We start from the raw sequence: 25,633 nt of genomic DNA on the forward strand, positions 1-25,633 counted from the left end.
TCCGTCCGCCGCAACGCTGGCCCCGCATATGGCGGGTTCAATTGCCGGCGCTTTCGTGCAAGGATGCCTGCCGAAACGCCCCCCAAGCCCCCAAGAAGAGGTTAACGATGGTCAATCGCATGCAATTCTACATCGACGGCGCCTGGGTCGATCCCGCCGTCAAGAAGTCCACCGCCGTGGTCAATCCCGCGACGGAAGAGGCGATGTACGAGGTTGCGCTCGGCTCCAAGGCCGATGTCGACAAGGCCGTTGCCGCCGCCAAGCGCGCCTTCGCAACGTTCTCCCAGACCAGCCGCGAGGAGCGCGTCGCGCTGCTCAGCAAAATCATCGAGATCTACAAGACCCGCATCAAGGAGATCGGCGCCGCCGTCTCCGACGAGATGGGCGCGCCGTTGCCGATGGCGGAGAAGCTCCAGGCCGGCGCCGGCCTTGGCCATCTCATGACCACGCTCGACGTGCTCAAGAACTATCATTTCGAGGAGCCCATCGGCACCGCCATGGTGCTGCGCGAGCCGATCGGCGTGGTCGGCATGATCACGCCCTGGAACTGGCCGCTCAACCAGATCGCCTGCAAGGTCGCGCCCGCGCTCGCCGCCGGCTGCACCATGATCCTGAAGCCCAGCGAGTTCACGCCCACTTCGGCTTTGATTTTTGCGGAGATCCTGCATGAAGCCGGCGTGCCGAAGGGCGTGTTCAACCTCGTCAACGGCCTCGGCCCCGAGGTCGGCGCCGCCATGAGCGAGCACCCCGATATCGACATGATCTCCTTCACCGGCTCGACCCGCGCCGGCATCGATGTGGCCAAGCGCGCCGCGCCCACCGTGAAGCGCGTCAGCCAGGAGCTCGGCGGCAAGTCGCCGAACGTCATCCTCGAAGGCGCCGACCTGACGAAAGCGGTGACCGGCGGCGTGATGCACATGTTCAACAACTCCGGCCAGTCCTGCAATGCGCCCTCGCGCATGATCGTGCCGCTGTCCAAGATGAAAGAGGTCGCCGCGATCGCGAAAGCCGTCGCCGACAAGACCAAGGCGGGCGATCCGCGCGCCGATGGCACCACCATCGGCCCCGTCGTCAACCGCGGCCAGTGGGACAAGATCCAGGCGCTGATCAAGAAGGGCATCGACGAGGGCGCAACGCTCGTCGCCGGTGGTCCTGGTCTGCCGGAAGGCGTCAACAAGGGCTTCTATGTCCGCCCGACCATCTTCGCCGACGTCACGCCCGAGATGACGATCGCGCGCGAAGAGATTTTTGGACCGGTGCTGACCATCCTCGGCGCCAAGGACGAAGCCGACGCCGTCAAGATTGCCAACGACACGCCTTACGGTCTCGCCGGCTACGTCTACGGTTCCTCGGTCGACGATGCCAAGCGTGTCGGCCGCCAGATCCGCGCCGGCAACGTCAACCTCCAGGGCGTGCCCAATGACCGCACCGCGCCGTTCGGCGGCTACAAGCAGTCGGGCAACGGCCGCGAGTGGGGCAAGTACGGCCTCGAGGACTTCCTCGAAGTGAAGGCCGTCGCTGGCTTCAACGCGGCGTAAGCCTTACGTGAACAACACGCCGCCGGAGTGGGCAACTGCTCCGGCGTTTTGTTTTGCTCCGTCGTCATTCCGGGGCGTCGCGAAGCGACGAGCCCGGAATCCATTCATCCACCGACTCTGTCGCACGATGGATTCTCAGGTGCGCAATTGCGCACCATAGCTCGCGCCGAAAACGGCGCGCCCCGGAATGACGAGAGGAGCGCCTATCCCCCCAACGCTCCCTGCGTATTCACATACAACGCGTAGATCGACTGGCTCGCCGCCATGAACAGGCGGTTGCGCTTGACGCCGCCGAAGCAGAGATTGGCGCAGCGCTCGGGCAGCGCGATGCGGCCGATCATGACGCCGTCGGGTGCGAACACGACGACGCCGTCGAGTTCGGGATCGCCCATGCCCCAGCCGCACCAGAGATTGCCGTCGATGTCGACGCGGAAACCGTCCGGCGTACCGGGGCCGGCATCGACGAAGAGGCGCTTGTTCGAAAGCTTGTCACCGGAAGGCGAGACGTCATAGGCGAGAATTTTGCGGGTCGGAACGCCGCGGGATTCGATGAGATAGAGGATTTTCTCGTCCGGCGAGAAGGCGAGCCCGTTCGGCCCGAGCACACCCTCGGCGACGATTGTGGCTTTGCGGGTCTCCGGGTCGAGCCTGTAGACGTTCATGTCGATCTCGGGCTCGGACTTGTAGCCCTCGTAGTTGCCGAGCAGGCCGAAGGTCGGATCGGTGAACCAGATCGAGCCGTCCGATTTGACAACGACATCGTTCGGCGAGTTCAACCGCTTGCCGTTGAATTGATCCATCAGCACGGTGATCTCGCCATCATATTCGGTGCGGGTCACGCGCCGCCCGCCATGCTCGCAAGTGACGAGCCGGCCCTGCCGATCACGCGTATTGCCGTTGGCGAAATTGGAGGGTTTGCGGAACACGCTGACAGCGCCGGTCTCTTCCTCCCATTTGATGATGCGCTGGTTTGGAATGTCGCTACAGAGCAGATAACGCCCGTCGCCGAACCACACGGGACCCTCGGCCCAGCGCAGGCCGGTCGCCAGCCGCTCCACCGCCGACAGCTTTAGCCAGTATTTTTCGAAACGGGGATCCAGTGCTTTTATCGCGGGATCAGGGTAATAAGTCGCCGGCCGCCAGCCTTGGTTATGGGACGATGCCTCATTCATGTCGGTTCTCTCGTTTCGTTCCCTCTGGACAATGCTGCTATCATTAGAGACACGTGACCGCAAATCGGTCACCAACGGCGAGGGACAACATGGCGCGTATTTTGATGACGGGAGCTTCGGGCGGAATCGGCACGAGCCTGCGAAAATTGCTGCCGCCGATCTATCCGGATCTCATGCTCTCCGACATCAAGCCGCCCGCCGATCTCGGCGCGAACGAGCAGTTCAAGGCGGCTGACCTCGCCGATCTCGCGCAAGTCGAGGCGATCTGCGAGGGCGTCGACGGCATCATCCATTTCGGCGGCTATTCGGTCGAAGGCAGCTGGGACCAGATCCTCCAGGCCAATATCATCGGCGGTTACAATCTGTTCGAGGCGGCGTATCGCAAGGGCGTCAAGCGTGTGGTCTTCGCCTCGTCGAACCACGCCGTCGGCTTCTATCCGCGCCACCACAAGATCGGCACCGATGTCACCCCGCGTCCCGACAGCCGTTATGGCGTCAGCAAGGTCTTTGGCGAGGCCGTCGGCGCTTTCTATGCCGACAAGCACGGGCTGAAGGTGACGTGCCTGCGCATCGGCAATTTCGGCGACATGCCGCTCGACCAGCGCCGGCTTTCGATCTGGCTGAAGCCGGAAGATTTGGTGCAGCTCTGCCGGATCGGGCTCGAACATCCCGACATCCATTTCGAGGTGTTCTACGGCGCCTCTTTCAACGAGCGCGCCTGGTGGGACAACCACCGCGCCTACGAGTTCGGCTACCGCCCCGCGGGGCGCGCCGAGGATTTCCGCGAGCACGCGATGGCCGAGCAGGCCAAGCTGAAGCCGGATCCGGTCGGCGATCATTTCCAGGGCGGCACATTCTGCAGCAACGAATTCGATGGCGACACGAGCCGGATCATCGATTGGAATAAGCGGTAGGATTGTCGTAGCCCGAGCTCTCGCCGCGATGCAGGTGCGCTCCCTCGCCCCGCTTGCGGGGAGAGGGTTGGGGTGAGGGGGAGTCGCCGCGGGGGCGGAGGCAATCGGATTCGTCGTCACTCACCACTCGTCATTGCGAGCGCAGCGAAGCAATCCGGAGTCCCTCCGCGTAAAGACTCTGGATTGCTTCGCTGCGCTCGCAACGACGCGTTGAGGAAGTGATACCTGCCAGCGAGCATGTGACTCGCGGAGACCCGCCATTGATCTAGATCAACGCTGCTGCTGGCCTCATCTGGCTCTCGATTTGTGCGATCGCAATTCGAGAGTAACGACAATGAAATTCAAATTGTCAGCCGTCGCAATGCTCACGCTGATCGCGTCAGCGCAAGCCGCACCACTCAGCGACGCCGAGGCGACGTTCCTCGATCAGCTCGTCACCGCATCCGTCGTGCTGGAGCAACGGTGCGTCGGCTTTGAAGCCGATGGTGCCGGCGGCGTTCAACTCGGTGCGCGGCTGCTCGGCAGCCCCAATGCCGCGATGGCGATGATCGACGCCTATTCGGCGGCCATCAAGGCGCGTGACGGCGACAGCTACGATCCCGGTAAATTCCGCGCCGAGGTGTCGGAGGCAGCCGCAAAGACGTTCAGGCGCGTGCGGACGGATTTGATCAGGGATCCGAACAGGGCCTGCGCCGACTATGGTGATGCCAGCGTGAATCGCGGTCTGTTGCGACGCTACTGAGCTCTTGCTGCTTCTAGGCTCCGCTCGCAAATCCCACAAACGTCGTCGCTTCATCGACCGACTTGCGCTCGGATATGACGGCATTGGCGGGAAAGCTGTGATCTGGCCAGCCGAGCGCGATGCTTTTCATGATCACCTGATCATCCGCAATCCCGGCATGCTCGCGCACGACGGGGGATTGCATGATACCCTGGCTGTTGATTACGGCGCCAAGCCCTCGCGACCAGGCCGCGTTGACGAGCGCGGTCGCCACGGCGCCACAGTCGAAGGCCGTATCGTCGCTGGAGGCCAGCTCGCGATCGTATGTGATGATCACGCACACAGGCGCGTCGAACTGACGAAAGCCGCGCAGGACCCAGTCCTGCCGCTGCTGCTTGTCGTCTCGCGCAATTCCCATTGCGCTGAACAACTGCTTGGCAACGCCGATCTGGCGCTCGCGATGCACCCCCGCGAACGCCTGGCCGATCCGAAACTCGCGCGAGTGCGGCACTCCCGCCAGATTGCGCTCAGTGTTGCCCTGGCGGATGCGATCCAGCGGTGCTCCGGTGATGACGTAGAAATTCCACGGCTGGGTGTTCATCGACGATGGCGCGCGCATCGCCAGCCCCAGGATTTCCTTGATCAAATCCGGCGGGACAGGGTCGGGCTTGTAACCGCGAATGCTTCGCCGGCCGAGAATGACATCATCAAATTCCATCTTGCGGCATCCTGAAATTGGCATGATGCCGCCTTCTCCCCCACAGCTTTGATCGTGTCCATAGCCTTTTTGGCGAGCGAACAGCCCGACCTTTTCGTATCGCCAATCTTTGCTGATGCGCCGAGCGCGGACTCGCGGCCGATACCCTCCAGCGCCGCTATTCTTCGCCGAACAATTTGGTGTTTATTTATGTCGATAGTCAACTATTGATTGAATCCAGATCGAGCGCTCAGTAGAAGTCATCGCGATGCTGCCATACCCTGATAGTCCGGCCATTCTGCGCTTCCTTGCAGGCACGTTGTTCTTTCCTTTGATCTACGGGGGCATGATCAAATATTTCGAGCGACGGCTGCTTTTTTGGCAGGCTTATCTGATCGCATTGGTCGCGCACATTTTTTTAGCTGCGTTACTTTTCACATATGGTTTTGCGAGTTCGCAAATTGGCTTTCCTCCACTGTTGGACGGATTGGCGAATCTCGCTTGGGTCGCGCTCTGGGCACTCATGATCACGCGACTGGCGGCGAACTACGGCATCAAAAAAGAAGGTAGGTTGGGTCTTGGAGCCAAGGTGGCTCTTGCAACGATCTTAATGATGCTTGCTTTCATTGTCGCTGTGGCCAGCCTCAACGTGCTCGTTGGAGCAGACGTCTTCTCGTGGTTACGCAGGTGATGCGGTTTCCCCCGCAATCCGCGCCAGATAATCCTTCTTGCTGAACTGCATGTGATCCACGCACAGCTGCGCCAACGCCCAGCTGTCGCGGCCCTTCAAGAGCTCGATCATCAGCTCGTGCTGCCGCCGCGATTGCGCCAGCCCCTCGCGGTCGGCGAGGTTTTTTGCGCGCATCGGCAGTGTCAGGTTCATATAGTCCTGCAGCGACCGCACCAGGTAGGGATTGCCGCAGGCGGAGAATAGCGCGAGGTGGAAGGCATCGTTGGCTTCGTGGATCCCGCGCAGGTCGCGCACATCCGCCTTCGCGCAATAGTCGCGTTGCAGCGCAGTCAGCTCGTCGATCAGGGCCTGCGGCGCGGGCAGCGGGATCATCAGCGCAGCTTGCCGCGTCAACATCTCCCTGACTTCGTAGATCTGCCGAACCTCCTCGGCCGAGTAGAACCGCACGGTGGCGCCGACGTTCTTCTCGCGGCGGACGATGCCGCGGCGCTCGGCATCGACCAGCGCTTGCCGCACGAAATGGCGCGAGGTGCCATATCGAGACATCAGCGCGTCCTCGGTCAGCCGCGCGCCCGGCGCGAGGCGGCCGAAGATGATGTCCTCCTCCAGCCGCGCGACGACGTCGTCAGGGTCGTCGCGCCTGGCAGGCATGGCATCTGCGGTGCGAATGTCGGACATGCCCTCGGCCTCCGGCGTCTGCCGGTTTGCCTTTAGGGAGCAGGGAAGAGGCAGATTGTCAATAATCTGACTGTTTGGCGGTGCGACAGTCCCGAAATGGTGAAGTAGACGCCTGTCTTATTGACAATCAGGGGGCAGGCTGTAGCACAATGGCAGGCGAGAAGGAGCGGTCCGATGACGGGTGGTTTGCGCAAGGGGCTGACGAGCTATGGCGATGCCGGCTTCTCGCTGTTCCTGCGCAAGGCGTTCATCAAGGCCATGGGCTATTCCGACGACGCGCTGGAGCGCCCGATCGTCGGCATCACCAACACCTATAGCGACTACAATCCCTGCCACGGCAACGTCCCCCAGATCATCGAAGCCGCCAAGCGCGGCGTGATGCTGTCGGGCGCGATGCCGTTCGTATTCCCGACCATCTCGATCGCCGAGAGCTTTGCGCATCCGACCTCGATGTATCTGCGTAATCTGATGGCGATGGATACCGAGGAGATGATCCGGGCCCAGCCGATGGACTCGGTGATCGTGATCGGCGGCTGCGACAAGACGCTGCCTGCGCAGGTGATGGCGGCGATCAGCGCCGATCTGCCGACCGTGGTCATTCCGGTCGGGCCCATGGTGGTCGGTCATCACAAGGGCGAGGTGCTGGGCGCTTGCACCGATTGCCGCCGTCTGTGGGGCAAGTATCGCGCCGGCGAGATGGACGACACCGAGATCGAGGCGGTGAACGGCCGCCTCGCGCCGTCGGTCGGCACTTGCATGGTGATGGGCACCGCTTCGACCATGGCCTGCATGATCGAAGCCATGGGCCTGTCGCTGCCGATGAGCGCAACCATCCCGGCGCCGCATGCCGAGCGTTTCCGGCTGGCAGAAGCGAGCGGCCGGGTCGCCGCCGAGATGGCCAAGACCAGGGGCCCGAAGCCGAGCCAACTCTTGACGCCGGCTTCCTTTAGGAACGCCCAGGTCGTGCTGCAGGCGATCGGCGGCTCGACCAACGGCCTGATCCATCTGACCGCGATGGCGCATCGCTCCCCACACCGGATCGATCTCCCGGCGTTCGACCGGATCGGCCGCGAGGTGCCCGTTCTGGTCGACCTCAAGCCGTCGGGCGAGCACTATATGGAGCATTTCCATCACGCCGGCGGCGTGCCGAAATTGCTGGCGCAGCTCGGCGATCTCGTCGATCTCGATGCGAAGACCATCAGCGGCCAGACGCTGCGCCATGTCGTCGCCAATGCCGAGGACGTGCCGGGCCAGGACGCGATCCGCTCGCGCGACAATCCGATCAAGAAGGAGGGCGGCCTCGCCATCCTGCACGGCAACCTCGCGCCGCGCGGTGCAGTCATCAAGCAGTCCGCCGCGAGCCCGAAATTGTTGAAGCACACCGGACGCGCCGTGGTGTTCGAATCTGTCGAGGACATGACCCTGCGGGTCGACGATCCCGAGCTCGACGTAAATTCCGATGACGTGCTGGTGCTGCGCAATGCCGGTCCCAAGGGCGCGCCCGGAATGCCTGAAGCAGGCTATCTGCCGATCCCGAAGAAGCTGGCGCGTGGCGGCACCAAGGACATGGTGCGCATTTCCGATGCGCGCATGAGCGGCACCGCGTTCGGCACCATCGTGCTGCACGTTACGCCGGAATCCGCCGTCGGCGGGCCGCTGGCGCTGGTCAAGAACGGCGACATGATCAGTCTCGACGTGGCCAAGCGCAGCATCGAGCTGCTGGTCGATGCCGCCGAGCTGGAGCGCCGGCGCGCGGTCTTGAAGCCGGCTGCTGCGCCGGATGAAGCGCGGCGCGGCTATGCCTGGCTGTTCAACGAGACCATCATGCAGGCCGACGAGGGCTGCGACTTCGACTTTATGCAGAGGACTGGGAAGAAGACGGAGTAAGGGCTGACAACCAACGAGCGCCGAGACCGCTGAAAGCGGCGGGCGAAAAAACAGGGGGAGACGATGATTGCGCGATCCATGCGTGCATTGGTGGCTGCGGCCGCCATGCTGTTCGTCACTGGCGCGGGGGCACAGGAGGTGAAGCATTATCGCTTCGCCTACGACCAGCCCAAGATCACGGGCTATGGAATCCTTGGCGACATCTTTGCCGAAAAGCTGAAGGCGCTGAGCAAAGGCACGATGCTCATCGACCAGTATCCCGGCGCGCAGCTCGGGCAGGAGCCGCAGGTGCTGCAGCTCGTCAAGGCGGGTGATATCGAATTCTGTATCTCATCGTCTGCGAACGCCGCGACGCTCTCGCCGCAGGCCGGCGTGATGTCGATGCATTTCCTGTTCCGCTCGGAAGACCATCTCATCAAGGCAATGGCGGATCCTGCGGTGGCGAGCGCAGTCAAAGCGATGATCTCGGACACGGTTCAGGGCGCCCACGTGATTGCGCTTGCGACTCTTGGTCTACGCAACATGTATTCCAAGCGCGAGATCAAGAAGGTCGACGACATGAAGGGCCTGAAGGTGCGAGTGCAGGCGACGCCGACCGAGGACACCATGTTCCCGGCCTACGGCGCGCAAATCGTGCACATGCCCTTCGGCAGCGTCTACACTTCCTTGCAAACCGGCGTGGTCGATGTCGCCGAGAACGGCGTCAACGTCTATCTCGCCAACAAGCATTACGAGGTGGCGCCGGTGCTCTCGATGACCGAGCATGAGGCCAACAACAGCCTGGTCTGGATCAGCGACAAGCTCTGGAACAGCCTCACACCTGAGCAGCAGGGTTGGGTTCAGGCCGCGGCGGACGAAGTCAACAGGACGCAGCCGGCCAAGGCGATCGAGCTCGAGCATCAATCGCAAGTCAAGCTGAAAGCGATCGGCGTCAAGATCGTCCCCGATGTCGACAAGTCGGGCTTCATTGCGATCGCCAATCCCTATCTCGACAAGCTTGCCAAGGATCTCGGCCCGCATGCCGAGAAGATCAAGGACCTGATCCGGGCGATCAATTAGGGCGGTGCTCGGCTCTTTCACCGAGTCGTCCCGGCCTAGTGCGCAATTGCGCACGGGGGGCCGGGACCCATAACCACAGGATTGAGTTTGGCGAAGACTCGGAGTCGCCAGCTCGCGCAACAACTCCCTTTCGGGGTTATGGGTCCCGGCCCCCCGTGCGCAATTGCGCACTAGGCCGGGACGACGGAGAGGTCGATGCCCATCGCCGACAAGCTCGTACTGCAACGGCAGCGCCATCTGAAATGGCGCTGGCTCGACTGGCTCGAGCTTACGCTGATGGTCCTCTGCGGCGTGCTGTGCTTCGGCTTCTCGCTGTCGGTCACCGCCGACATCGTCACCCGCACCATCGGCCATCCCTGGCTATGGCTTCAGGAAGTCACCTCGACGCTGTTCATCTATGCGATCTTCATCGGCACCGCCGTGGCGACGCGTCGCAACGATCACCTCTATCTCACTGCGATCTCCGAGGCGATGCACGGTGCACCCAGGATCATCGTCGAAATCATCATCCGCCTCATCGTGCTCGGCGTTGCCTTCTGCCTGATCCGGTACGGCTACCAGAACTATCTGCGCGGCTTCGGCAGCTTCCGCCTGCCGTCGGGCACGCCGATCGCCTCGCTCTACGCCATCATTCCGCTCTCCGGCATCCTGATCGGCCTCTTCGCCATCGAGCAGCTCGTCAACGGCCTGCGCAATGGGTTTGATCATCCAGAACCGCCGGACGAGGACGCTGCGCCCGTCGTGACCGAAACGCAGGCGAGGGCGCAGCCGTGAGCGCACCCATCGTTCTGGCAATAATGTCGATCTGCTTCCTGTCGTTCGGCTATCTCGGCGTGCCCGTGCCGTTCTCGCTGATGGCCGGCGTCTTCATCGGCGCGTTGCTGTCCGATGTCTCGCTGGCCGCCATCATCCAGAAGATCTTTGACGGCGTCGATTCCGAGGCGTTGCTTGCCATTCCCTTCTTCCTGCTGGTCGGCGAGCTCATGAGCTCGGCCAATGTGGTGGTGCGAATAGCCAATCTCTCGGTGTCGCTGGTCGGGCATATCAGGGGCGGGCTGTCGCAGGTCGTGGTCGTCTTCAGCATGTTCTTCTCGGAAATGTCAGGCTCGACCACGGCCGACGTCGCCGTGATGAGCCGCGCATTGGGCGGCCCGATGAAGCGCGAAGGCTACGAGCCTGCCTTCATCGCCGCGATCATCGCCTCGGCCTCGACCATCGCGGCGCTGGTGCCGCCGAGCATCACGGCCGTGGTGTACGGCGCCGTCGGCAACGTCTCGATCGCGGGCCTGTTCATGGCAGGTGTGGTGCCCGGCCTGATGATCGGCTTCGGGCTGATGATCTACTGCTACTTCTTCGGCCCCTCGGGCCTGCGCAAGCCGCGGGCGCCATTGCGGCAGGTGGTGTTCGCGGCGGGTGATGCGGCCCTGCCGCTGATGATCCCGGTGATTCTGTTAGGGGGCATTCTGACGGGCTGGTTCACGCCGACGGAGGCCGGCGTCGTCGCCGTGGTCTGGATCATCCTGGTGGTGATCCCCGCGCTGAACCGCGGGCACTTCAGAAAGATCCCGTACGATTTCTGCCTCGCCGGACTCATCTTCTCACTGCCGCTGATCACCATCGGCGCAGCCAATGCCTTTGGCTGGATGCTCGCCTATTTGCGCGGCGCCAGCTACATCGCCGACATGATCACCTCGATCGCCGGCAACGATCCGCACCTGATCATGCTGCTGATGGTGCTGCTTTTCACCGTGGTCGGCGATTTCATCGAGCCGGTGCCGACCATCATCATCTTCATGCCGCTGGTGAACGCACTGACGGAGGCCGGCGACATCAACGGCGTGCACATGGGCGTGGTGCTGATCGCGACGCTCGCCTTCGGCCTGATCACGCCGCCTTATGGTCTGGTGCTGCTGATGGCCTCGAAATTCGTCGGGATCAGCTTTGCCAGGGCGCTACGCGCGGCGCTGCCGATCTACGTCGTCTTCTTCGCGACCATCGCGTTCGCCATCTACTTCCCGAGTGTCGTGCTGTGGCTGCCGCAGCACGTGCTGCCGGAATCAGTCGGCTGCTTCAAGTCGCCGGCGGGGACGGGCTACATCTGCCCGCACTAGACCTCATTTGCTTTTGCTCGTGAACTTCTTCACGGCGAGCCGAAACTCCTCCGTGTTCATCGCCATGATGATCTTGTGCTCCTCGGCATCTAACTGCTGCTTCACCGGCGTGTTCGCGGCTGCATAGACCAGCGATTTCGTGCCGGCGATGGCCGCTGGCGGGTTCTGCGCGAGGCGCTCGGCGAGCTGCCGCGTTTCGGCTTTCAGCTCGGTTGCAGGAACAGTCTTGACGACAAGCCCCCATTCATAGGCCTGCTGTGCGGTAAAATTGTCCTCGGCGAGGAAGATTTGCAGCGCGCGGCGCGAGCCGACCGTGGCGACGATCCCGACCGTCGAGCCGCCATCCGGCGACACGCCGATCTTGGCATAGGCGGGCGTGAACTTGGCGTCGTCAGCGGCGATGCAGAGGTCGGTGACGAAGGCGAGGCCCATGCCGGCGCCGGCGGCCGAGCCGTGCACGCTCGATAGCGAGATCTTTGGCATCCGCCTGAGGATCTCGATGAAGGCATGATAGTGCTTCAAGAGCTCGCCGACCACAGGCGTCACAGTGTTGGCCTCGGCCGCAGCGCCGATCGTCTGCAGATCGCCGCCGGCCGAGAAGGCACGGCCTTCGCCTTCGATGACCACCACCTTGATGGCATCATCGCCCTCGATATAGGCCGCGAGTTGCTCGAGCTTCTGCGCGATCGCGAGGTTGACGGAGTTGAACGCGGCGGGGCGGTTGAGCGTGATGGTCGCGATCGCGCCCTCGATCCGCAGCAGCGCGGGATCGTCAGGCTTTGAGACGGGAGCTGGCATCCTAGATATCCCCGGCTGGAGGTTCGTTGCTGCAACTAAATCGCAGAAGGGCAGGGGTGACAATCCCCGGCCGCAAGTAGCCCCGGCCCTTGCGCCGCGCGGAATGATCGGCTCAAATGGGGCCGCCTTCGTTCAGGGACGGACACGAGCGCCGGCTCCTCAAGGCTAGCCAAGCCATTCTTAGCGACAGGAGACGACATGGGTGATGCTCGTGTCTTGCGGAAAAGAGCTGTCCAATGACTGAGGGTCCTGTGATCATTGTCGGTGCCGGCCACGGCGGCTACCAGGTCGCGGCATCGCTGCGACAGGCGGGCTTTTCCGAGCGCATCTGCCTGATCAATGACGAGGCGCATCTGCCCTATCAGCGGCCGCCGCTGTCCAAGGCCTACATCAAGGGCTCGGCCGGGCCTGAGAGCCTGATGTTCCGCCCCGAAAAATTCTATCAGGACCGGAAGATCGAGCTGATCTCAGGGCGCGCCGTGTCGATCGACCGGGCGGCGCGAAAACTGCTGCTCGCATCGGGCGAGAGGCTGCCTTACGGCCATCTCGTGCTCGCCACAGGTGCGCGCAACCGCTTGCTCGATCTGCCCAACGCCAATCTGCCCGATGTGAGATATTTGCGCATCCTCGACGAGAGCGAGGCGCTGCGGAACATCATTCCGACGAAGACGCGCGCCGTGATCATCGGTGCCGGTTTCATCGGCCTCGAATTCGCCGCCACCGCGCGCATCAAGGGCCTGGAAGTGGACGTGCTCGAGCTCGCCCCGCGCGTGATGGCGCGCGCGGTGACGGCGGAGGTCTCGGAATATTTCCAGGCCCGCCATCGCGAGGCCGGCATCCGCATTCATCTCGGCGTGCAGGCCACCTCGATCGAGGCCGAGAACGGCAAGGTCACCGGCGTCTCCTTGAGCGACGGCCGCCATCTGCCCGCCGACCTCGTGGTGGTCGGTGTCGGCGTGCTGCCGAATATCGAGCTTGCGGCCGAGGCGGGCTTGCCGGTTGCCGCCGGCATCATCGTCGATGAATATCTGTCGACGGCTGATCCCAACATTTCCGCGATCGGCGACTGCGCGCTGTTCGCGAGCCCGCGCTTTGGCGGCTCGCTGCGGCTGGAATCGGTGCAGAACGCCACCGATCACGCCCGCTGCCTTGCGGCACGGCTGACCGGCGATAAAAAGCCTTACGACGGCCATCCCTGGTTCTGGAGCGACCAGGGCGACGACAAGCTGCAGATCGCCGGCCTCACCACCGGCTACGACCGCGTCGTGCTGCGCGGCGATCCGGCCAAGAAGGCGTTTTCGGCGTTCTGCTATCACGGCGACAGACTGCTCGGCATCGAATCCATTAACCGCGCCGGCGATCACATGTTCGGCCGCAGATTGCAGGCCATGGACCGCTCGATCACGCCGGAGCAGGCCGCCGACGAAAGCTTCGACCTGAAGAGCGCGCTGGGGTGATCAGCCGGCGCTAGAGCACCGCCTTGACCTCCGCGGCCGTCGGCATCGACGGCCCGGCACCCATGCGCTGCACTGAGATCGAGGCGGCGGCGTTGGCGAAGGCGAGGGCGGTGCGCAACGGCACGCCTTCGGCAAGCTGCGAGGCGAGTGCGCCAACGAAACAATCGCCGGCGCCCGTCGTGTCGACCGCCTTCACCGCGCGGCCCGGCACCGCGAATTCCTCGCTGGCAGCGAGCGCGAGCACGCCGCGTTTTCCCAGCGTGACGCAGATGGTCTGGTCCGCCCGCGCCTGAAGTTGTCGCGCGACGGCGATGATCTTCGCCGCCTCGTCGCTCTCGGCGAGCTCCACGCCGGCGAGAAAGCCAAGCTCGGTCTCGTTCAGCACGAGAATATCGACCAGCGCGAGCAGCTCGCCCGACATCTTTTGCGCCGGCGCCGGGTTGAGCAGCGTCGTCGCTCCGGCGCTACGCGCCCGCGCGAAGAACGCGGCAATCGTCGGCAGCGGGATCTCGAACTGGCTGACCGCGACGTCATCCTTCGCCAGCGGGACGTCCGCGACGTCCTCCGCGCTGACCAGCGCATTGCTGCCAGGAATGACCACGATGGTGTTGTCGGAGGCCGCGACCGTGATGATCGCGGTGCCGCTATGCGTGTCGGCCTCGCGCACCGAGCCGAGATCGACGCCCTGCGCAGCGAGGAACGCCCGCAGCTCGGCCCCGAACGCGTCCTTGCCCAGCCGCCCGATCAGCGTCGTCCTCGCGCCAAGCCTGGATGCCGCCACCGCCTGGTTGGCGCCCTTGCCGCCCGGAAAATACAGCACCTCGCGGCCGGCGACGGTCTCGCCGACTTTTGGATGGCGATCGGCGGTCGCCACCACATCCATGTTGATGCTGCCGGCGACGAAGACGCGCCCCATTGCAAAATCCCTAGACCCTGACTTCGAACTCGTGCCTGACCTTGGCGATGTCGACAAGGGTCGGCAGGCCCGCCTCGTTGCCGAGCCGCTGGATCTTGAAGGTCGAGGCGGCGCGGGCAAAGTCAAAATGCTCGCGCCAGCTTTTGCCGGGATGGGCGAGGTAGGAATAGACATAGGCGCCGTGGAACACGTCGCCGGCGCCGTTGGTGTCGATCACGCGCTCGCGCGGGATCGGCATTGCCGGCATCACCTGCACCGTTCCGGTTTCGTCGTACCAGAGCAGGCCCTTCTCGCCCATGGTGACGCCGCCGATCTTGCAGCCGCGGCTCTTGAGATAGTCGAGCATCTTCTCCGGCGTCAGATCCATCTGCTCGCACAGGCGCTCGGCGACGATGGCGACGTCGATGAATTCAAGCAGCTCATGCGTGTTGGTGCGCAGGCCGCCGCCGTCGAGCGAGGTCAAAATGCCCGCCTCGCGGCACACCTTGGCATAGTGGATCGCCGCATCCGGCTGGTGGCCGTCGACATGCAGCGCGCGGCAGCCGCCGAGATTGAGCATCGGGAACGGGTGGATGTGCTCGTCGTCGCGGCAGCGGACGATGGCGCGCTTGCCGTCCTTGGGCATGATGAAGGACAGCGAGGACTGGTTCACCTTCCGCGGATGCAGCGAGATCGCGTATTTCGCGCACATGTCCTGGAACATGCGTCCCAGCCAGTCATTGGCGGCGGTGGCGATCAGGTCGGGCACGATGCCGAGCTTGGCGCAGCAGAACGCCGCCGTCACCGCGTTGCCGCCGAAGGAGACCGCGTATTCCCGGGCCACGTGCTTTTCGTCGCCGGTCGGCATGTGGTCGGTGATGAAGACGACGTCGATATAGGTCTGTCCGATAAAGAGAGCCTGCATTGCTTGTCCGTGATGCGCTGGGTGGTCCCGGCCGGCACACTTACTCTAGCACCGGTTCCGCGCGAAAGACGCGGAAATTATTCACAAAACCGGCCCGAAGCGCTTGAGGTCGGCCGAGGGCCGGAATACGACCATGTCAGGCCCGTGCCAAGCCCGGACATTTGCCGTTGCCGGGCCCATGGTTCCAGGCCGATCAAAAGGGACAAGCATGATCACCGGCCTCGATCATATCGTTGTTCTGGTCAAGGATATCGGTGCGGCCAAGGCGGCCTATCAGACGCTGCTCGCGCGCGCGCCGGCCTGGCAGAATTCCGGCGAGGGCGCCGACCGTGTGCTGTTCACCCTCGACAACATGACCCTCGAATTGATGGCGCCGAGCGGCTTTACCGCGACCGCGGACCGGATGCGTGCGCTGCTCGACGAGCAGGAGGGCGTGCTCGCCAGCCTGTGCTTTCGTGTCGCCGACATCGGCAAGATGCACCGGCGGCTGGACCGGGTGGCACTGAAGCCCGATCCCGTCGCCGAGGTCGAGAGCAGCGACGACGCCTCAGGCGCGGCGCTGCACTGGAAGCGCACGCGGGCCGCGACCGAGCTGACGCGCGGCGTGCGCATGTTCTTCCTCGAGCTTGCCGAGGAGCGTCCGAAGTCGGTGGCCTCAGACGTTGCGCCGATCGACGGGCTCGATCACGTCGTCATCACCACAGAGGATTCCGATCGCGCCGCCGCGCTCTACGGCGCGCGGCTGGGGCTCGATCTCGCGCTCGACCGCTCCCATCATGATTGGGGCCAGCTGATGTTCTTCCGCTGCGGCGATCTCATCGTCGAAGTGGTGCGCCGCCCCGTCGCGGGCGGGGACACCCGGCATGACCGGCTCTGGGGCCTGAGCTGGCGCGTCGCCGACATCGACGCCACCCGCGCCCGCCTCATCGCCGCCGGACTCGACGTCAGCGAAGTGCGCAACGGCCGCAAGCCCGGCACCCGCATCATGACGGTGCGCAGCGGCACTTGCGGGATCCAGACCGTGCTTTTGGAGCGCTCACTGAGGCCGGTGGAGTAGGCGGCGCTCTCTCCGCTCGAAAACTCCCGTAGGGTGGGCAAAGCGCAGCGTGCCCACGTTCTGCCACTTGATGAGAAGACGTGGGCACGGCGCAAGTGCGCCTTTGCCCACTCTACGAGACTCTCTCCTCCGTCATTGCGCGCAGCGAAGCAATCCAGACTGTCTCCGCGGTGGCAGCCTGGATTGCTTCGTCGCAAGGGCTCCTCGCAATGACGGCGGGGGCGTGGTACATCGCATACCGTAAGCACCCAGCGAGTACCCGGTTTGGCGAAGGCAACCGCAAAGCGAACTCTGAAATGGCAGCGCGACCCCGAGGGGATGCGGCTGCGCATTCTCGAAGCTGCCAAGCAGGAATTCTCCGCCCACGGGCTCGCCGGCGCACGCGTCGACCGCATCGCCGCCAAGGCCGGCGCCAACAAGCGCATGCTGTACTATCACGTCGGCAACAAGGACGAGCTTTACCTCGCCGTGCTCGAAGGCGCCTACGACAAGATCCGCAGCGAGGAGCGGCGGCTCGATCTCGAACACCTCGACCCGCCCGAGGCGATCAGGCGGCTGATCGAGTTCACCTGGAATTACTTCCTGCGCAACCCCGAATTCCTGTCGCTGCTCCAGACCGAGAACCTCGCCCGCGCCAAGCATTTGAAGCGCTCGACCAAGGTCAAGTCGATGCACTCGCCCTTCGTCGAGATGATCCGCACCGTGGTGCGGCGCGGCGTCGCCTCCCGTGATTTCCAGGTCGCGGTCGACCCGGTGCAGCTCTACATCTCGATCGCGGCGCTCAGCTTCTTCTATCTCTCCAACTCGGCGACGCTCAGCGTGATCTTTGGCCGCGACCTGCTCGCCAAGGACGCCAAGGACGAGCGCCTCGCACACATGGTCGGCCTGGTGCTGGCCGCGCTGACGGGAAAGTCGGCCGCACTGTTCGGCATCGCGAAGGCGCCGAAGTCGCGCACTGCGATGGCGCAGACCGTGTAGCGGCGCGGTCTGTGCGCTAGCGGATGGATCTTCCGCCATTCCCTTCATATCTCCGCTGTCATTGCCCGCGAAGGCGGGCAATCCAGTATTCCAGAGGCGTTGGTGAGATACGGAGAAGCCGCGGCGTACTGGATTCCCCACTTTCGCGGGGAATGACACGAGGGTGTGGCGCGACGATCCTGCCACACCACCTTCGTTTGCCCTCCATACGACTTTCGATGCCTGAAACCAGCCACAAATTATCACAGCGAACCCTTCTGGACAGTATTTATCCAACGGGTTAATTTCTGTCCGATCGAGAAACCGCGAGCAAGGCGAAGACCACGCCGCGAAGGGAGCACGCACAATGACCACCCAACGCCTCGGCCTCATCATGAACGGCGTCACCGGCCGCATGGGGCTGAACCAGCATCTGATCCGCTCCATCGTCGCGATCCGCGACCAGGGCGGCGTCCGCCTGAAGAACGGCGATCGCGTCATGCCGGATCCGATCCTGGTCGGCCGCAGCGCCGAGAAGGTCGAGGCGCTCGCCAGGCGCTACAACATCACGCGCTGGACCACCGACCTCGATGCCGCGCTCGCCGACATCAACGACACCATGTTCTTCGACGCCGCGACCACGCAGGCGCGCCCCGGCCTGCTGACCCAGGCCATCAATGCCGGCAAGCACGTCTATTGCGAGAAGCCGATCGCGACGAATTTTGAGGAGGCGCTCGAGGTCGTCAGGCTCGCCAATGCCAAGGGCGTCAGGCACGGCACGGTGCAGGACAAGCTGTTCCTGCCCGGCCTGAAGAAGATCGCCTTCCTGCGTGACAGCGGTTTCTTCGGCCGCATCCTCTCGGTGCGCGGCGAGTTCGGTTATTGGGTGTTCGAGGGCGGCTGGCAGGAGGCGCAACGGCCGTCCTGGAACTACCGCAGCGAGGACGGCGGCGGCATCATCCTCGATATGGTCTGCCATTGGCGCTACGTGCTCGACAATTTGTTCGGCAACGTCCAGAGCGTGGTCTGCATCGGCAGCACCGACATTCCCGAGCGCTTTGACGAGCAGGGCACGAAGTACAAGGCGACCGCGGATGATTCCGCCTACGCGACCTTCCAGCTCGAGGGCGGCGTGATCGCTCACATCAACATGTCCTGGGTCACGCGTGTCTATCGCGACGACCTCGTCACCTTCCAGGTCGACGGCACTCACGGCTCGGCCGTCGCAGGCCTTACCGATTGCATGATCCAGGCGCGGCAGGCGACGCCGCGCCCGGTGTGGAATCCCGACGAGAAGCGGCTGCACGATTTCTACGGCGACTGGCAGAAGCTGCCTGACAACGTCACCTATGACAACGGCTTCAAGGAGCAGTGGGAGATGTTCATCCGCCATGTCTACGAGGATGCGCCCTACAAGTTCACGCTGCTCGAAGGCGCCAAGGGCGTGCAGCTCGCCGAATGCGCGCTGAAGAGCTGGAAGGAGCGGCGCTGGATCGACGTCGCGCCGATCAAGGCGTGAGGTCGATTGGAATAGGCCCCGATGTTTGCCACGCCGTCATTGCGAGCGAAGCGAAGCAATCCAGAGCCTTTCCGGAGAGGCAGTCTGGATTGCTTCGCTGCGCTCGCAATGACGGGGAGAGGTTCGAAGCAATGAACAAGTCTGTCCAGCCCATGTCGTCCCTGTCCCTCAAGCTGCCGAAGGCCGATCGCTCGATCGAGACCTACCGGTTAGCTGCCTCGCGCACGTTTCCCGCAAAGCTCGAGGGTCCGCTCAACCGCATCGCCTTCTCGGCCGTGCATACGGTCGCCGATCCCTTCGCCGACAACGATCCGTGGCTCTCCGTGGCGGTCGACTGGGACAAGACCATCGCCTTCCGCGAGCATGTCTGGGATCTCGGCCTCGGCGTTGCCGAAGCCATGGACACGGCGCAGCGCGGCATGGGGCTGGACTGGCCGACCTCGCTGGAGCTGATCACGCGTTCGGTCGCGGCCGCCAAGCGGCGCAACGCGCTGGTGTTCTCCGGTGCGGGCACTGATCATCTTGCTGTGGAGGATGCCAGGAGTCTCGACGACGTGATCCGCGCCTATGAGGAGCAGATCTCGGCGGTCGAGAAGGTCGGCGGCCGCATCATCCTGATGGCCTCGCGCGCGCTGTCAAAGATCGGCCGTGGCGCCGACGACTATGCCAAGGTCTATAACCGCGTGCTGTCGGGGGTGGCGCAGCCAGTGATCATCCATTGGCTCGGCGACATGTTCGATCCGGCCCTGACCGGATATTGGGGCACCAGCAATCTCGACAGAGCGATGGACATCGCGGTCGCCATCATCAACAACAACGCGGCCAAGGTCGATGGCGTCAAGGTCTCGCTGCTCGACAAGCAGCGCGAGATCGACATGCGCCGGCGCCTCGACAAGCGCATCAAGATGTACACCGGCGACGACTTCAACTATGCGGAGCTGATTGCCGGCGACGAGAAGGGCTTTTCCCACGCGCTGCTCGGCATCTTCGACGCGATCGCACCGGCGGCATCTTACGCGCTGTCGAGGCTGGCGGCCGGCGACGAAGCTGGCTTCCACGACGTCCTCGGGCCGACGGTGCCGCTGTCGCGTCACATCTTCAAGGCGCCGACGCGCTTCTACAAGACCGGCGTCGTCTTCATGGCGTATCTCAACGGCCATCAGGACCATTTCACCATGGTCGGCGGGCAGGAGAGCGCGCGCTCCATGCTGCATCTGGCGGAGCTGTTCCGGCTCGCCGATCAGGCCGGCCTGCTTGCCAACCCCGAACTGGCGACGCGGCGGATGAAGACCGTGCTGGCCTCGCACGGACTGGAAGAGTGATGCGCGATTTTTCATCCGACCATCGCTGGCTGTCGCTCAACACGGCGACCGTCCGCAAGCAGGGTGACCTTGTTCAAATCATCGAGGCCTGCGTCAGGCACGGCATCCGCGCCATCGATCCCTGGCGCGATCAGGTCGCTTCTGTCGGTCTCGATCGTGCGGTGCGCGCCGTGCGTGATGCCGGCCTCGATCTCTCGGGCTATTGCCGCGGCGGCATGTTCACCTCTGACGCATCGCGCCGGGGCGAGGTGCGCGACGACAACCGCCGCTGCATCGACGAAGCCAAGGCGCTGGGTGCGTCCTGCGTAGTGCTGGTCGTCGGTGGCCTGCCGCAATATTCGCGCCCCGGCAGCGAGGCCTCGAAGGACATCGCGGCGGCGCGGGGGCAGGTCGAGGAGGCGCTCGCCGACATGCTCGACTATGCCAAACAGGCAAACCTGCCGCTGGCGATCGAGCCGCTGCATCCAGCCTATGCCGCCGACCGCGCCTGCGTGAACACCACAAAGCAGGCGCTCGACATCTGCGACCGGCTCGACCCCGGCCGCAGCGGAATGCTCGGCGTCGCGCTCGACGTGTATCACATCTGGTGGGACCCGGAGCTGATGGACCAGATCGCGCGCGCCGGCAAGAATCGCTTGCTCGCGTTCCATGTCTGCGACTGGCTGGTGCCGACCAGGGACATCCTCAACGATCGCGGCATGATGGGCGACGGCGTCATCGACATCAAGTCGGTGCGCGCCGCCGTCGAGGCGCAAGGCTATGCCGGCTATTCGGAGATCGAGATTTTCTCCAACGAGTGGTGGAGCAAGCCGATGGACGAGATGTTGCGCACCTGCATCGAGCGGCACCGGACGGTGGTGTAGGTCCACACGTGCAGCCCTCACGGGCTAGCGACCTGTTGCAGCGCGTTGAAGCGAGCCTTCCGCAGGGCGGTTTCGACCGGCTTGGCGGACATGAGCATGGTTCCCTTCTGAACCTGCTCCCGCTTTCGTCGGTAGAACGCATATTGGTCGGCCTGCTGCCCGGTCGCTCGTGCCGTGAATGACCCACTGCGGAAGTCGACCTAGTTCCGCGCGGGCCGATGTGCTTTGATGCGCGTCTGATTGAAGATTGCAAGTCTGGAGAACTCTTTGACCGCCGAGCGAGTAGACCGGCGATTAGCAGCGATATTGGCAGCGGATGTTGCCGGGTATAGCCGCCTGATGGGCGCCGACGAGGAAGGAACTCTGGCGCGGCTGAAGGCGATCAGGAGGGTTCTTATCGACCCCACCATCGCTGCGCATCGCGGTCGTATCTTCAAGACCACGGGTGATGGCCTGCTCGCCGAATTTGCAAGTGCCGTAGACGCAGCGCGAAGCGCGGTCGAGATTCAGCGCAAGATGGCGCAAAACGCCGATGCGTCAAATGGCGCTGGGATCGAATTCCGCATCGGCATCCACGTCGGCGACATCATTGTCGATGAGAACGACATTTTCGGTGATGGCGTCAATATTGCGGCCCGGCTCGAAGGAATTGCCGAGCCCGGGGGCGTTTGCATCTCCGACGATGCACATCGGCAAATTCGCGGCAAGGTCGATGTCGGTTTTGACGCCATGGGCCCGCGGGTTTTGAAGAACATCGCCGAACCGATGCTCGCATGGCGTTGTCAGATCAATACGAACGTAGCTTCGGCGCAGCCGATAAAGTCGTCCGTCGAGACCGCTGAGCCTCCGGCGGTCGCCGGGAAGCCCTCCATTGCCGTGCTGCCTTTCGTCTGCTTTTCCGAGGAGCGCGAATTCAAATTCCTGACGGAGGCAATGAGCGAAGATTTGATTACGATGCTAGCGCGGATTCCCGGCTTCATCGTCATCGCCCGGCAATCCGCGTTCGCTTACCAGGGCCGCTCGGTCGACAGCCGTCAGATCGGGCGTGAGCTTGGGGTTCGCTATATCATCGAAGGCAGTGTGAGGCCCGTCGGCCGTCAGCTTCGTGTCGGCACGCAGTTGATCGAAGCGACGACTGGGGCGCAGCTCTGGGCCGACCGGTTTGACGGGCAAGCCGAAGACGTCCTTGAACTGCAGGATCAAATCGTCCGCGCGATCGCCAGCCGGATCGAACCGGAACTGGTTCGTGCTGAAGTCGCCCTGATCCGGCGCCGGCGCGACGCTAATCCCGACGCCTGGTCGTGCTTCCGTCAGGGAGCCGGGATCATCAGCCTCAAAGGCTGGAGCGAAGAAACGCTGACCGAAGCGGCCGCGTTGTTGCGTCAAGCCGTGGGTCTGGACGACGACTTTGCGCTTGCGCGCGCCCAGCTCGCCCTCTTTCTATCGCTGGGCGCGCGGCTTGGCCTCGTCGCAGACGGCGCCGCGGCCGTGCTGGAGGCGCGCGAGCAAGCCGAACGGGCAGTGGCCATCGAGCACGATGCTTCCGAGATTCTCGGCTATGCCGGTTGCGCCCTGGCTGAACTGGGCGATGTGCAAAGAGGCACCGAACTGCTGGAACGGGCTATCGACAACGATCCCAGCAATGCACAGGCATGGGTCGCGCTCGGGACCGCGCAGTGTTTTCTCGAGAGGATGGACACTTCGGGACTTGAGAAATTGCAGCATGGGATGCGGCTCAGCCCGCGCGACCACCGGCTGGGATTCTGGGGAACGTTCTATGCCTTGGCCTTGGCGAGAAATCGCCAGATCACGGAGGCCCACGACGAGGTCCGGGCAGCTTGCCGCCGCGATCCGCGGTTCTATGTCGCGCGTGTCGTCCTGGCGGTCATCGCAGCAGGACTTGGCAGGAAAGAAGAGGCGGTTGGGGCGCTAAAGGAAGCACGACGCTTGCGGCCACGGCTCTCGCTGGATGAGATTGAGCTTCTGGTGGGGCGTCGCGCAGCGCTTCTGGGTCCTTTCTGGACCGATGCGTCGACAAGCTCGCAGTGACCATCCCCACGACGCTGTCCGGCAGCAAGTTCACCTCTCCGGGAGCAGCGCAATCGCATGTGGTTGCACGGATGCGGTGGCATCTGCGCTGGGCTCCCTCTCCCGCTTGCGGAGAGGGTTGGGGAGAGGGTGTCTCCGCAACGGGACAATCTCCAAGCGGAAAGAACGCTCACCCGCCACGCGCGGGACGATACTTTGCATCGCGCGAGGCGTGTCGGCCTCTCCCGCAAGCGGGAGAGGCGGAGCCAGAGCGCGATGACGGTTCATCCCAATCTCATCGCGCTTTGGCTGGGCCGGTCTGTTTCTTTTCCACCGCCAACCGGCCGTGCTACGCTGCCCGGATTGGAGTTCGCAGGGGGAATTGAAAAAATGATTTATCGCTCCTTGGCAATCCTGGTCGTGCTGCTATCGATATCCGCGGCGAAGGCCGGACCAAACGAAGACGCGGTGGCGGCGCGCGCGCAGTGGGAGCAGGTCTATAATTCCGGTGATCCGGAGAAGTTTGCCGCGATCTACACCAAGGACGCCATGCTGTTCGGCTCGACGGCTCAGCTGTTCACCGGCACGGACGGCGTGCGCAGCTATTTCAGCAAGCTGCCGCCGGGCATCAAGGTAAAAATGGGCGACCAGCAGGCGATTGCGGCAGGGCCCGAGGTGTTGTTGAGCTCCGGCTTCGCCGACTTCACGCTGCCCAACGGCACCGTGTTGCCCTTCCGCCTGACCCTGGCCTGGGTGAAGGTGGACGACAAATGGCTGGTGGCGCAGCATCACGGCTCACCCGTGCCGAAGTAAGCCCGGGATGAAGGCTGCCACTTCATCTATGAGCTCTCCGCGATGCGTGTGCTCTGGGTCGCGCCACCTTACGGGCCTGCGACCCGTTGCAGCGTGTTGAAGCGCGCCTTCTGCTCGCTGCTCAGCGTGGCATAGAATTCGTCCAGGGCCGGTTCGACCAGCTTGGCGGCCGACAGCATGGCCTCGAGCCGGTGCTGCATCGCCTCCAGCCGTCCGACCGGCGTCAGCGGCGCATCGTTCGGACAGGCCGCCTGGAGGCTCTCGACGCCCTTTGCCGTCGCTTCGCTGAGGCGGGCCAGCGCCTCCTTCTGCTTGCCTGCCGGGTGGAGCACGGCCTCGATCCTTTGGATCGGCAATTGTGTCAAACCGGACTTCGGATCGCCGCAGCCCTCGGCACTCGCTTGCTGCTGCGGCGGCGAGCGGTCGCCGACATTGGGGCCGAGCGCGTTGAAGCGGGCCTGCTGTTCGTCACTGAGCGAGTTGTAGAAATTCTCCAGTGCCGGTCGCACGATCTTGACCGCTTCCAGCGTCGCACTGATGCGGTTTTCCATCGCCCGCAAGCGGCCCGGCGGGGTCAGCGCATAGGTCTCTGCGCAGGAGTCCTTGAACACACCAGCGGCGTTGGCCGCCGCGGTCTTCAACTCGTCGAGCAGCGCGCGTTGCTCTGGCGTCGGCCGCACCGCCCGCGCGATGTCGGCAAGCGGCCACGCGGTGACGCCCTTGTCCGGGGTGCCGCACAATTGCTGTAGCGTTTGCGGGCTCACGCTCGCGCGCCGGCGTGCGGGATAGCCGCCGCCGGCTTGCGGAGTGTCAGACGGGCTGATGCTGGCATAGGCAGAATAGGGGCTGTCACCGCCCCAATACACGGTGTCGACGAAGTCGTCATATGCGTACGCCCAATAGCCGGGGTCATAGGCATAGGACCAGAACGTGTAGTCGAAGATGTCGGAATAGGCGTAAGGCCAGAACACGGGCCCGAGCCACGCCACGAAGATCGCAGGATGGCGGTGCCGCCAGGCCTCTCGGGGAGCCCAGCCGCTTTGGCGGGTGACGAGCGCCGCCTGGCCTAGCGGAGTGCCCTGCTCGCGGAATCGCTCGGTAAACCGTCCGCGCGTGGCGGCTTGCACAGCGGCCGCAGCAGCTGCCGTGCGCCCGGCTGGCGCCCTTAGCCCAAGCCGCTGCTGGCGCGCCAGGTCGTTTTGCTGCGCGCGCTGCTCACGCTCGAGCAAGCGGTTCTGCGCCTGGAGCGTTCGTTGCTGTGCGCGCAATGCCCGCGCGCCCTCCGGCTTCTGCGACTGGAGTTGCTGCATGCGCTGCTGCAGGCGATCGATGCGGGTCTGGCGCTCTGCGGTCTGGCGCGACAGCATGTCGTGCTGGCGCTGCTGAATCTGCTGCTGACGCTGTTGCACGCGCTGTTCGATCTGATCCCGTCGCGACAGCCGCTCGCTCACGGCTGGCGGTGCGCTCGGGCGGGAGGGGGCGGCGATATGCGGCGTCGGCCGCGGTGCCATGGCCGGGCGTTGCGGCGCTG

At 63.9% G+C, this 25,633-nt stretch carries 23 protein-coding genes; 16 read left to right on the forward strand and 7 right to left on the reverse strand.

Features of this window, described 5'->3' with window-relative positions; translation table 11 throughout:
* Positions 1–107 precede the first annotated feature (107 nt).
* Positions 108–1,538 carry an aldehyde dehydrogenase family protein gene (locus XH98_RS40715; RefSeq protein WP_271601809.1) on the forward strand — a complete coding sequence of 477 codons (1,431 nt, stop codon included), beginning with the start codon at positions 108–110 and terminating at the stop codon, positions 1,536–1,538.
* A 203-nt stretch (positions 1,539–1,741) separates the two neighbouring features.
* On the opposite strand, the gene XH98_RS40720 is transcribed toward XH98_RS40715, so the two are convergent.
* Complete coding sequence (locus XH98_RS40720; RefSeq protein WP_271621922.1) at positions 1,742–2,710, reverse strand: SMP-30/gluconolactonase/LRE family protein; 969 nt, start codon at positions 2,708–2,710, stop codon at positions 1,742–1,744.
* Between the two features lie 89 nt (positions 2,711–2,799).
* On the opposite strand from XH98_RS40720, the gene XH98_RS40725 reads away from it, so the two are divergent.
* Positions 2,800–3,624, forward strand: a complete 825-nt coding sequence (locus XH98_RS40725; RefSeq protein ID WP_271601811.1) for an NAD-dependent epimerase/dehydratase family protein — start codon at positions 2,800–2,802, stop codon at positions 3,622–3,624.
* Positions 3,625–3,958: 334 nt separating this feature from the next.
* Positions 3,959–4,366, forward strand: coding sequence for a hypothetical protein (locus XH98_RS40730; protein WP_271601812.1), 408 nt, complete (start codon positions 3,959–3,961; stop codon positions 4,364–4,366).
* Positions 4,367–4,379: 13 nt separating this feature from the next.
* Here XH98_RS40730 and XH98_RS40735 read toward each other — a convergent pair whose 3' ends face one another.
* Entirely contained in the window at positions 4,380–5,063 is a 684-nt protein-coding gene (locus XH98_RS40735) for a nitroreductase (RefSeq protein ID WP_271621923.1), read from the reverse strand.
* 247 nt (positions 5,064–5,310) lie between these two features.
* Between XH98_RS40735 and XH98_RS40740 the strand changes: the two genes are divergently transcribed.
* Positions 5,311–5,733 (forward strand): hypothetical protein, encoded by a 423-nt coding sequence (locus tag XH98_RS40740; protein ID WP_271601814.1) that lies wholly within the window; start codon positions 5,311–5,313, stop codon positions 5,731–5,733.
* On the opposite strand, the gene XH98_RS40745 is transcribed toward XH98_RS40740, so the two are convergent.
* On the reverse strand, positions 5,722–6,411 hold the full coding sequence (locus tag XH98_RS40745; RefSeq protein WP_271601815.1) for a GntR family transcriptional regulator: 690 nt from the start codon (positions 6,409–6,411) through the stop codon (positions 5,722–5,724). The genes XH98_RS40740 and XH98_RS40745 overlap by 12 nt on opposite strands.
* A gap of 174 nt (positions 6,412–6,585) precedes the next feature.
* Here XH98_RS40745 and XH98_RS40750 point away from each other — a divergent pair, with 174 nt between their 5' ends.
* The 4 genes from XH98_RS40750 to XH98_RS40765 all read left to right on the forward strand — a co-directional run bounded on the left by XH98_RS40750 (position 6,586) and on the right by XH98_RS40765 (position 11,468).
* Positions 6,586–8,298 carry an IlvD/Edd family dehydratase gene (locus XH98_RS40750; protein ID WP_271621924.1) on the forward strand — a complete coding sequence of 571 codons (1,713 nt, stop codon included), beginning with the start codon at positions 6,586–6,588 and terminating at the stop codon, positions 8,296–8,298.
* Positions 8,299–8,361: 63 nt separating this feature from the next.
* A complete protein-coding gene (locus XH98_RS40755; protein ID WP_057753300.1) occupies positions 8,362–9,357 on the forward strand; it encodes a TRAP transporter substrate-binding protein in 996 nt (331 codons plus the stop codon).
* A 195-nt stretch (positions 9,358–9,552) separates the two neighbouring features.
* Positions 9,553–10,131: a TRAP transporter small permease gene (locus XH98_RS40760; RefSeq protein WP_271601818.1), complete on the forward strand. Its 579-nt coding sequence runs from the start codon at positions 9,553–9,555 to the stop codon at positions 10,129–10,131.
* Positions 10,128–11,468: a TRAP transporter large permease gene (locus tag XH98_RS40765; RefSeq protein ID WP_271601819.1), complete on the forward strand. Its 1,341-nt coding sequence runs from the start codon at positions 10,128–10,130 to the stop codon at positions 11,466–11,468. Before XH98_RS40760 ends, XH98_RS40765 begins: the two co-directional genes overlap by 4 nt.
* Positions 11,469–11,471: 3 nt before the next feature.
* Here XH98_RS40765 and XH98_RS40770 read toward each other — a convergent pair whose 3' ends face one another.
* Positions 11,472–12,266: an enoyl-CoA hydratase/isomerase family protein gene (locus XH98_RS40770; protein ID WP_271621925.1), complete on the reverse strand. Its 795-nt coding sequence runs from the start codon at positions 12,264–12,266 to the stop codon at positions 11,472–11,474.
* Between the two features lie 236 nt (positions 12,267–12,502).
* Here XH98_RS40770 and XH98_RS40775 point away from each other — a divergent pair, with 236 nt between their 5' ends.
* The gene (locus tag XH98_RS40775) at positions 12,503–13,723 is read left to right on the forward strand and encodes an NAD(P)/FAD-dependent oxidoreductase (protein WP_271621926.1); all 1,221 of its coding nucleotides are present in this window, start codon (positions 12,503–12,505) and stop codon (positions 13,721–13,723) included.
* Between the two features lie 10 nt (positions 13,724–13,733).
* Here XH98_RS40775 and rbsK read toward each other — a convergent pair whose 3' ends face one another.
* Both rbsK and XH98_RS40785 read right to left on the reverse strand, forming a co-directional pair.
* Complete coding sequence (gene rbsK / locus XH98_RS40780; protein WP_271621927.1) at positions 13,734–14,639, reverse strand: ribokinase; 906 nt, start codon at positions 14,637–14,639, stop codon at positions 13,734–13,736.
* Between the two features lie 10 nt (positions 14,640–14,649).
* Entirely contained in the window at positions 14,650–15,543 is an 894-nt protein-coding gene (locus XH98_RS40785) for a sugar kinase (protein WP_220000769.1), read from the reverse strand.
* Between the two features lie 208 nt (positions 15,544–15,751).
* Between XH98_RS40785 and XH98_RS40790 the strand changes: the two genes are divergently transcribed.
* From XH98_RS40790 to XH98_RS40820, 7 genes are all read left to right on the forward strand, one after another.
* Positions 15,752–16,600, forward strand: a complete 849-nt coding sequence (locus XH98_RS40790; protein ID WP_271601824.1) for a VOC family protein — start codon at positions 15,752–15,754, stop codon at positions 16,598–16,600.
* 318 nt (positions 16,601–16,918) lie between these two features.
* On the forward strand, positions 16,919–17,578 hold the full coding sequence (locus XH98_RS40795) for a TetR/AcrR family transcriptional regulator (RefSeq protein ID WP_271601966.1): 660 nt from the start codon (positions 16,919–16,921) through the stop codon (positions 17,576–17,578).
* A gap of 346 nt (positions 17,579–17,924) precedes the next feature.
* Positions 17,925–19,076 (forward strand): Gfo/Idh/MocA family protein, encoded by a 1,152-nt coding sequence (locus XH98_RS40800; protein ID WP_271621928.1) that lies wholly within the window; start codon positions 17,925–17,927, stop codon positions 19,074–19,076.
* 131 nt (positions 19,077–19,207) lie between these two features.
* Positions 19,208–20,398, forward strand: a complete 1,191-nt coding sequence (locus XH98_RS40805) for a dihydrodipicolinate synthase family protein (RefSeq protein WP_271601826.1) — start codon at positions 19,208–19,210, stop codon at positions 20,396–20,398.
* Positions 20,398–21,261: a sugar phosphate isomerase/epimerase family protein gene (locus tag XH98_RS40810; protein WP_271621929.1), complete on the forward strand. Its 864-nt coding sequence runs from the start codon at positions 20,398–20,400 to the stop codon at positions 21,259–21,261. Before XH98_RS40805 ends, XH98_RS40810 begins: the two co-directional genes overlap by 1 nt.
* Positions 21,262–21,528: 267 nt before the next feature.
* Complete coding sequence (locus XH98_RS40815; RefSeq protein ID WP_271621930.1) at positions 21,529–23,310, forward strand: adenylate/guanylate cyclase domain-containing protein; 1,782 nt, start codon at positions 21,529–21,531, stop codon at positions 23,308–23,310.
* Positions 23,311–23,679: 369 nt separating this feature from the next.
* On the forward strand, positions 23,680–24,102 hold the full coding sequence (locus tag XH98_RS40820) for an SgcJ/EcaC family oxidoreductase (RefSeq protein ID WP_271621931.1): 423 nt from the start codon (positions 23,680–23,682) through the stop codon (positions 24,100–24,102).
* 68 nt (positions 24,103–24,170) lie between these two features.
* On the opposite strand, the gene XH98_RS40825 is transcribed toward XH98_RS40820, so the two are convergent.
* On the reverse strand, positions 24,171–25,633 hold a 1,463-nt coding region (locus XH98_RS40825; RefSeq protein ID WP_271621932.1), incomplete at its 5' end, for a Spy/CpxP family protein refolding chaperone.

Origin of the sequence: Bradyrhizobium sp. CCBAU 51745 (assembly GCF_028128715.1) — a bacterium.
GTDB classification, from domain to species: Bacteria; Pseudomonadota; Alphaproteobacteria; order Rhizobiales; family Xanthobacteraceae; genus Bradyrhizobium; species Bradyrhizobium manausense.

Excerpts from the sequence above, each read along its gene's own strand:
- XH98_RS40800 (WP_271621928.1), top strand. The coding sequence starts at position 17,925 with ATGACCACCCAACGCCTCGGCCTCATCATGAACGGCGTCACCGGCCGC.
- XH98_RS40770 (WP_271621925.1), bottom strand. The coding sequence starts at position 12,266 with ATGCCAGCTCCCGTCTCAAAGCCTGACGATCCCGCGCTGCTGCGGATC.
- XH98_RS40750 (WP_271621924.1), top strand. The coding sequence starts at position 6,586 with ATGACGGGTGGTTTGCGCAAGGGGCTGACGAGCTATGGCGATGCCGGC.
- XH98_RS40725 (WP_271601811.1), top strand. The coding sequence starts at position 2,800 with ATGGCGCGTATTTTGATGACGGGAGCTTCGGGCGGAATCGGCACGAGC.
- XH98_RS40730 (WP_271601812.1), top strand. The coding sequence starts at position 3,959 with ATGAAATTCAAATTGTCAGCCGTCGCAATGCTCACGCTGATCGCGTCA.
- rbsK (WP_271621927.1), bottom strand. The coding sequence starts at position 14,639 with ATGGGGCGCGTCTTCGTCGCCGGCAGCATCAACATGGATGTGGTGGCG.
- XH98_RS40720 (WP_271621922.1), bottom strand. The coding sequence starts at position 2,710 with ATGAATGAGGCATCGTCCCATAACCAAGGCTGGCGGCCGGCGACTTAT.
- XH98_RS40755 (WP_057753300.1), top strand. The coding sequence starts at position 8,362 with ATGATTGCGCGATCCATGCGTGCATTGGTGGCTGCGGCCGCCATGCTG.
- XH98_RS40785 (WP_220000769.1), bottom strand. The coding sequence starts at position 15,543 with ATGCAGGCTCTCTTTATCGGACAGACCTATATCGACGTCGTCTTCATC.
- XH98_RS40745 (WP_271601815.1), bottom strand. The coding sequence starts at position 6,411 with ATGTCCGACATTCGCACCGCAGATGCCATGCCTGCCAGGCGCGACGAC.
- XH98_RS40820 (WP_271621931.1), top strand. The coding sequence starts at position 23,680 with ATGATTTATCGCTCCTTGGCAATCCTGGTCGTGCTGCTATCGATATCC.
- XH98_RS40805 (WP_271601826.1), top strand. The coding sequence starts at position 19,208 with ATGAACAAGTCTGTCCAGCCCATGTCGTCCCTGTCCCTCAAGCTGCCG.
- XH98_RS40790 (WP_271601824.1), top strand. The coding sequence starts at position 15,752 with ATGATCACCGGCCTCGATCATATCGTTGTTCTGGTCAAGGATATCGGT.
- XH98_RS40810 (WP_271621929.1), top strand. The coding sequence starts at position 20,398 with ATGCGCGATTTTTCATCCGACCATCGCTGGCTGTCGCTCAACACGGCG.
- XH98_RS40715 (WP_271601809.1), top strand. The coding sequence starts at position 108 with ATGGTCAATCGCATGCAATTCTACATCGACGGCGCCTGGGTCGATCCC.
- XH98_RS40775 (WP_271621926.1), top strand. The coding sequence starts at position 12,503 with ATGACTGAGGGTCCTGTGATCATTGTCGGTGCCGGCCACGGCGGCTAC.
- XH98_RS40735 (WP_271621923.1), bottom strand. The coding sequence starts at position 5,063 with ATGGAATTTGATGATGTCATTCTCGGCCGGCGAAGCATTCGCGGTTAC.
- XH98_RS40795 (WP_271601966.1), top strand. The coding sequence starts at position 16,919 with ATGCGGCTGCGCATTCTCGAAGCTGCCAAGCAGGAATTCTCCGCCCAC.
- XH98_RS40760 (WP_271601818.1), top strand. The coding sequence starts at position 9,553 with ATGCCCATCGCCGACAAGCTCGTACTGCAACGGCAGCGCCATCTGAAA.
- XH98_RS40740 (WP_271601814.1), top strand. The coding sequence starts at position 5,311 with ATGCTGCCATACCCTGATAGTCCGGCCATTCTGCGCTTCCTTGCAGGC.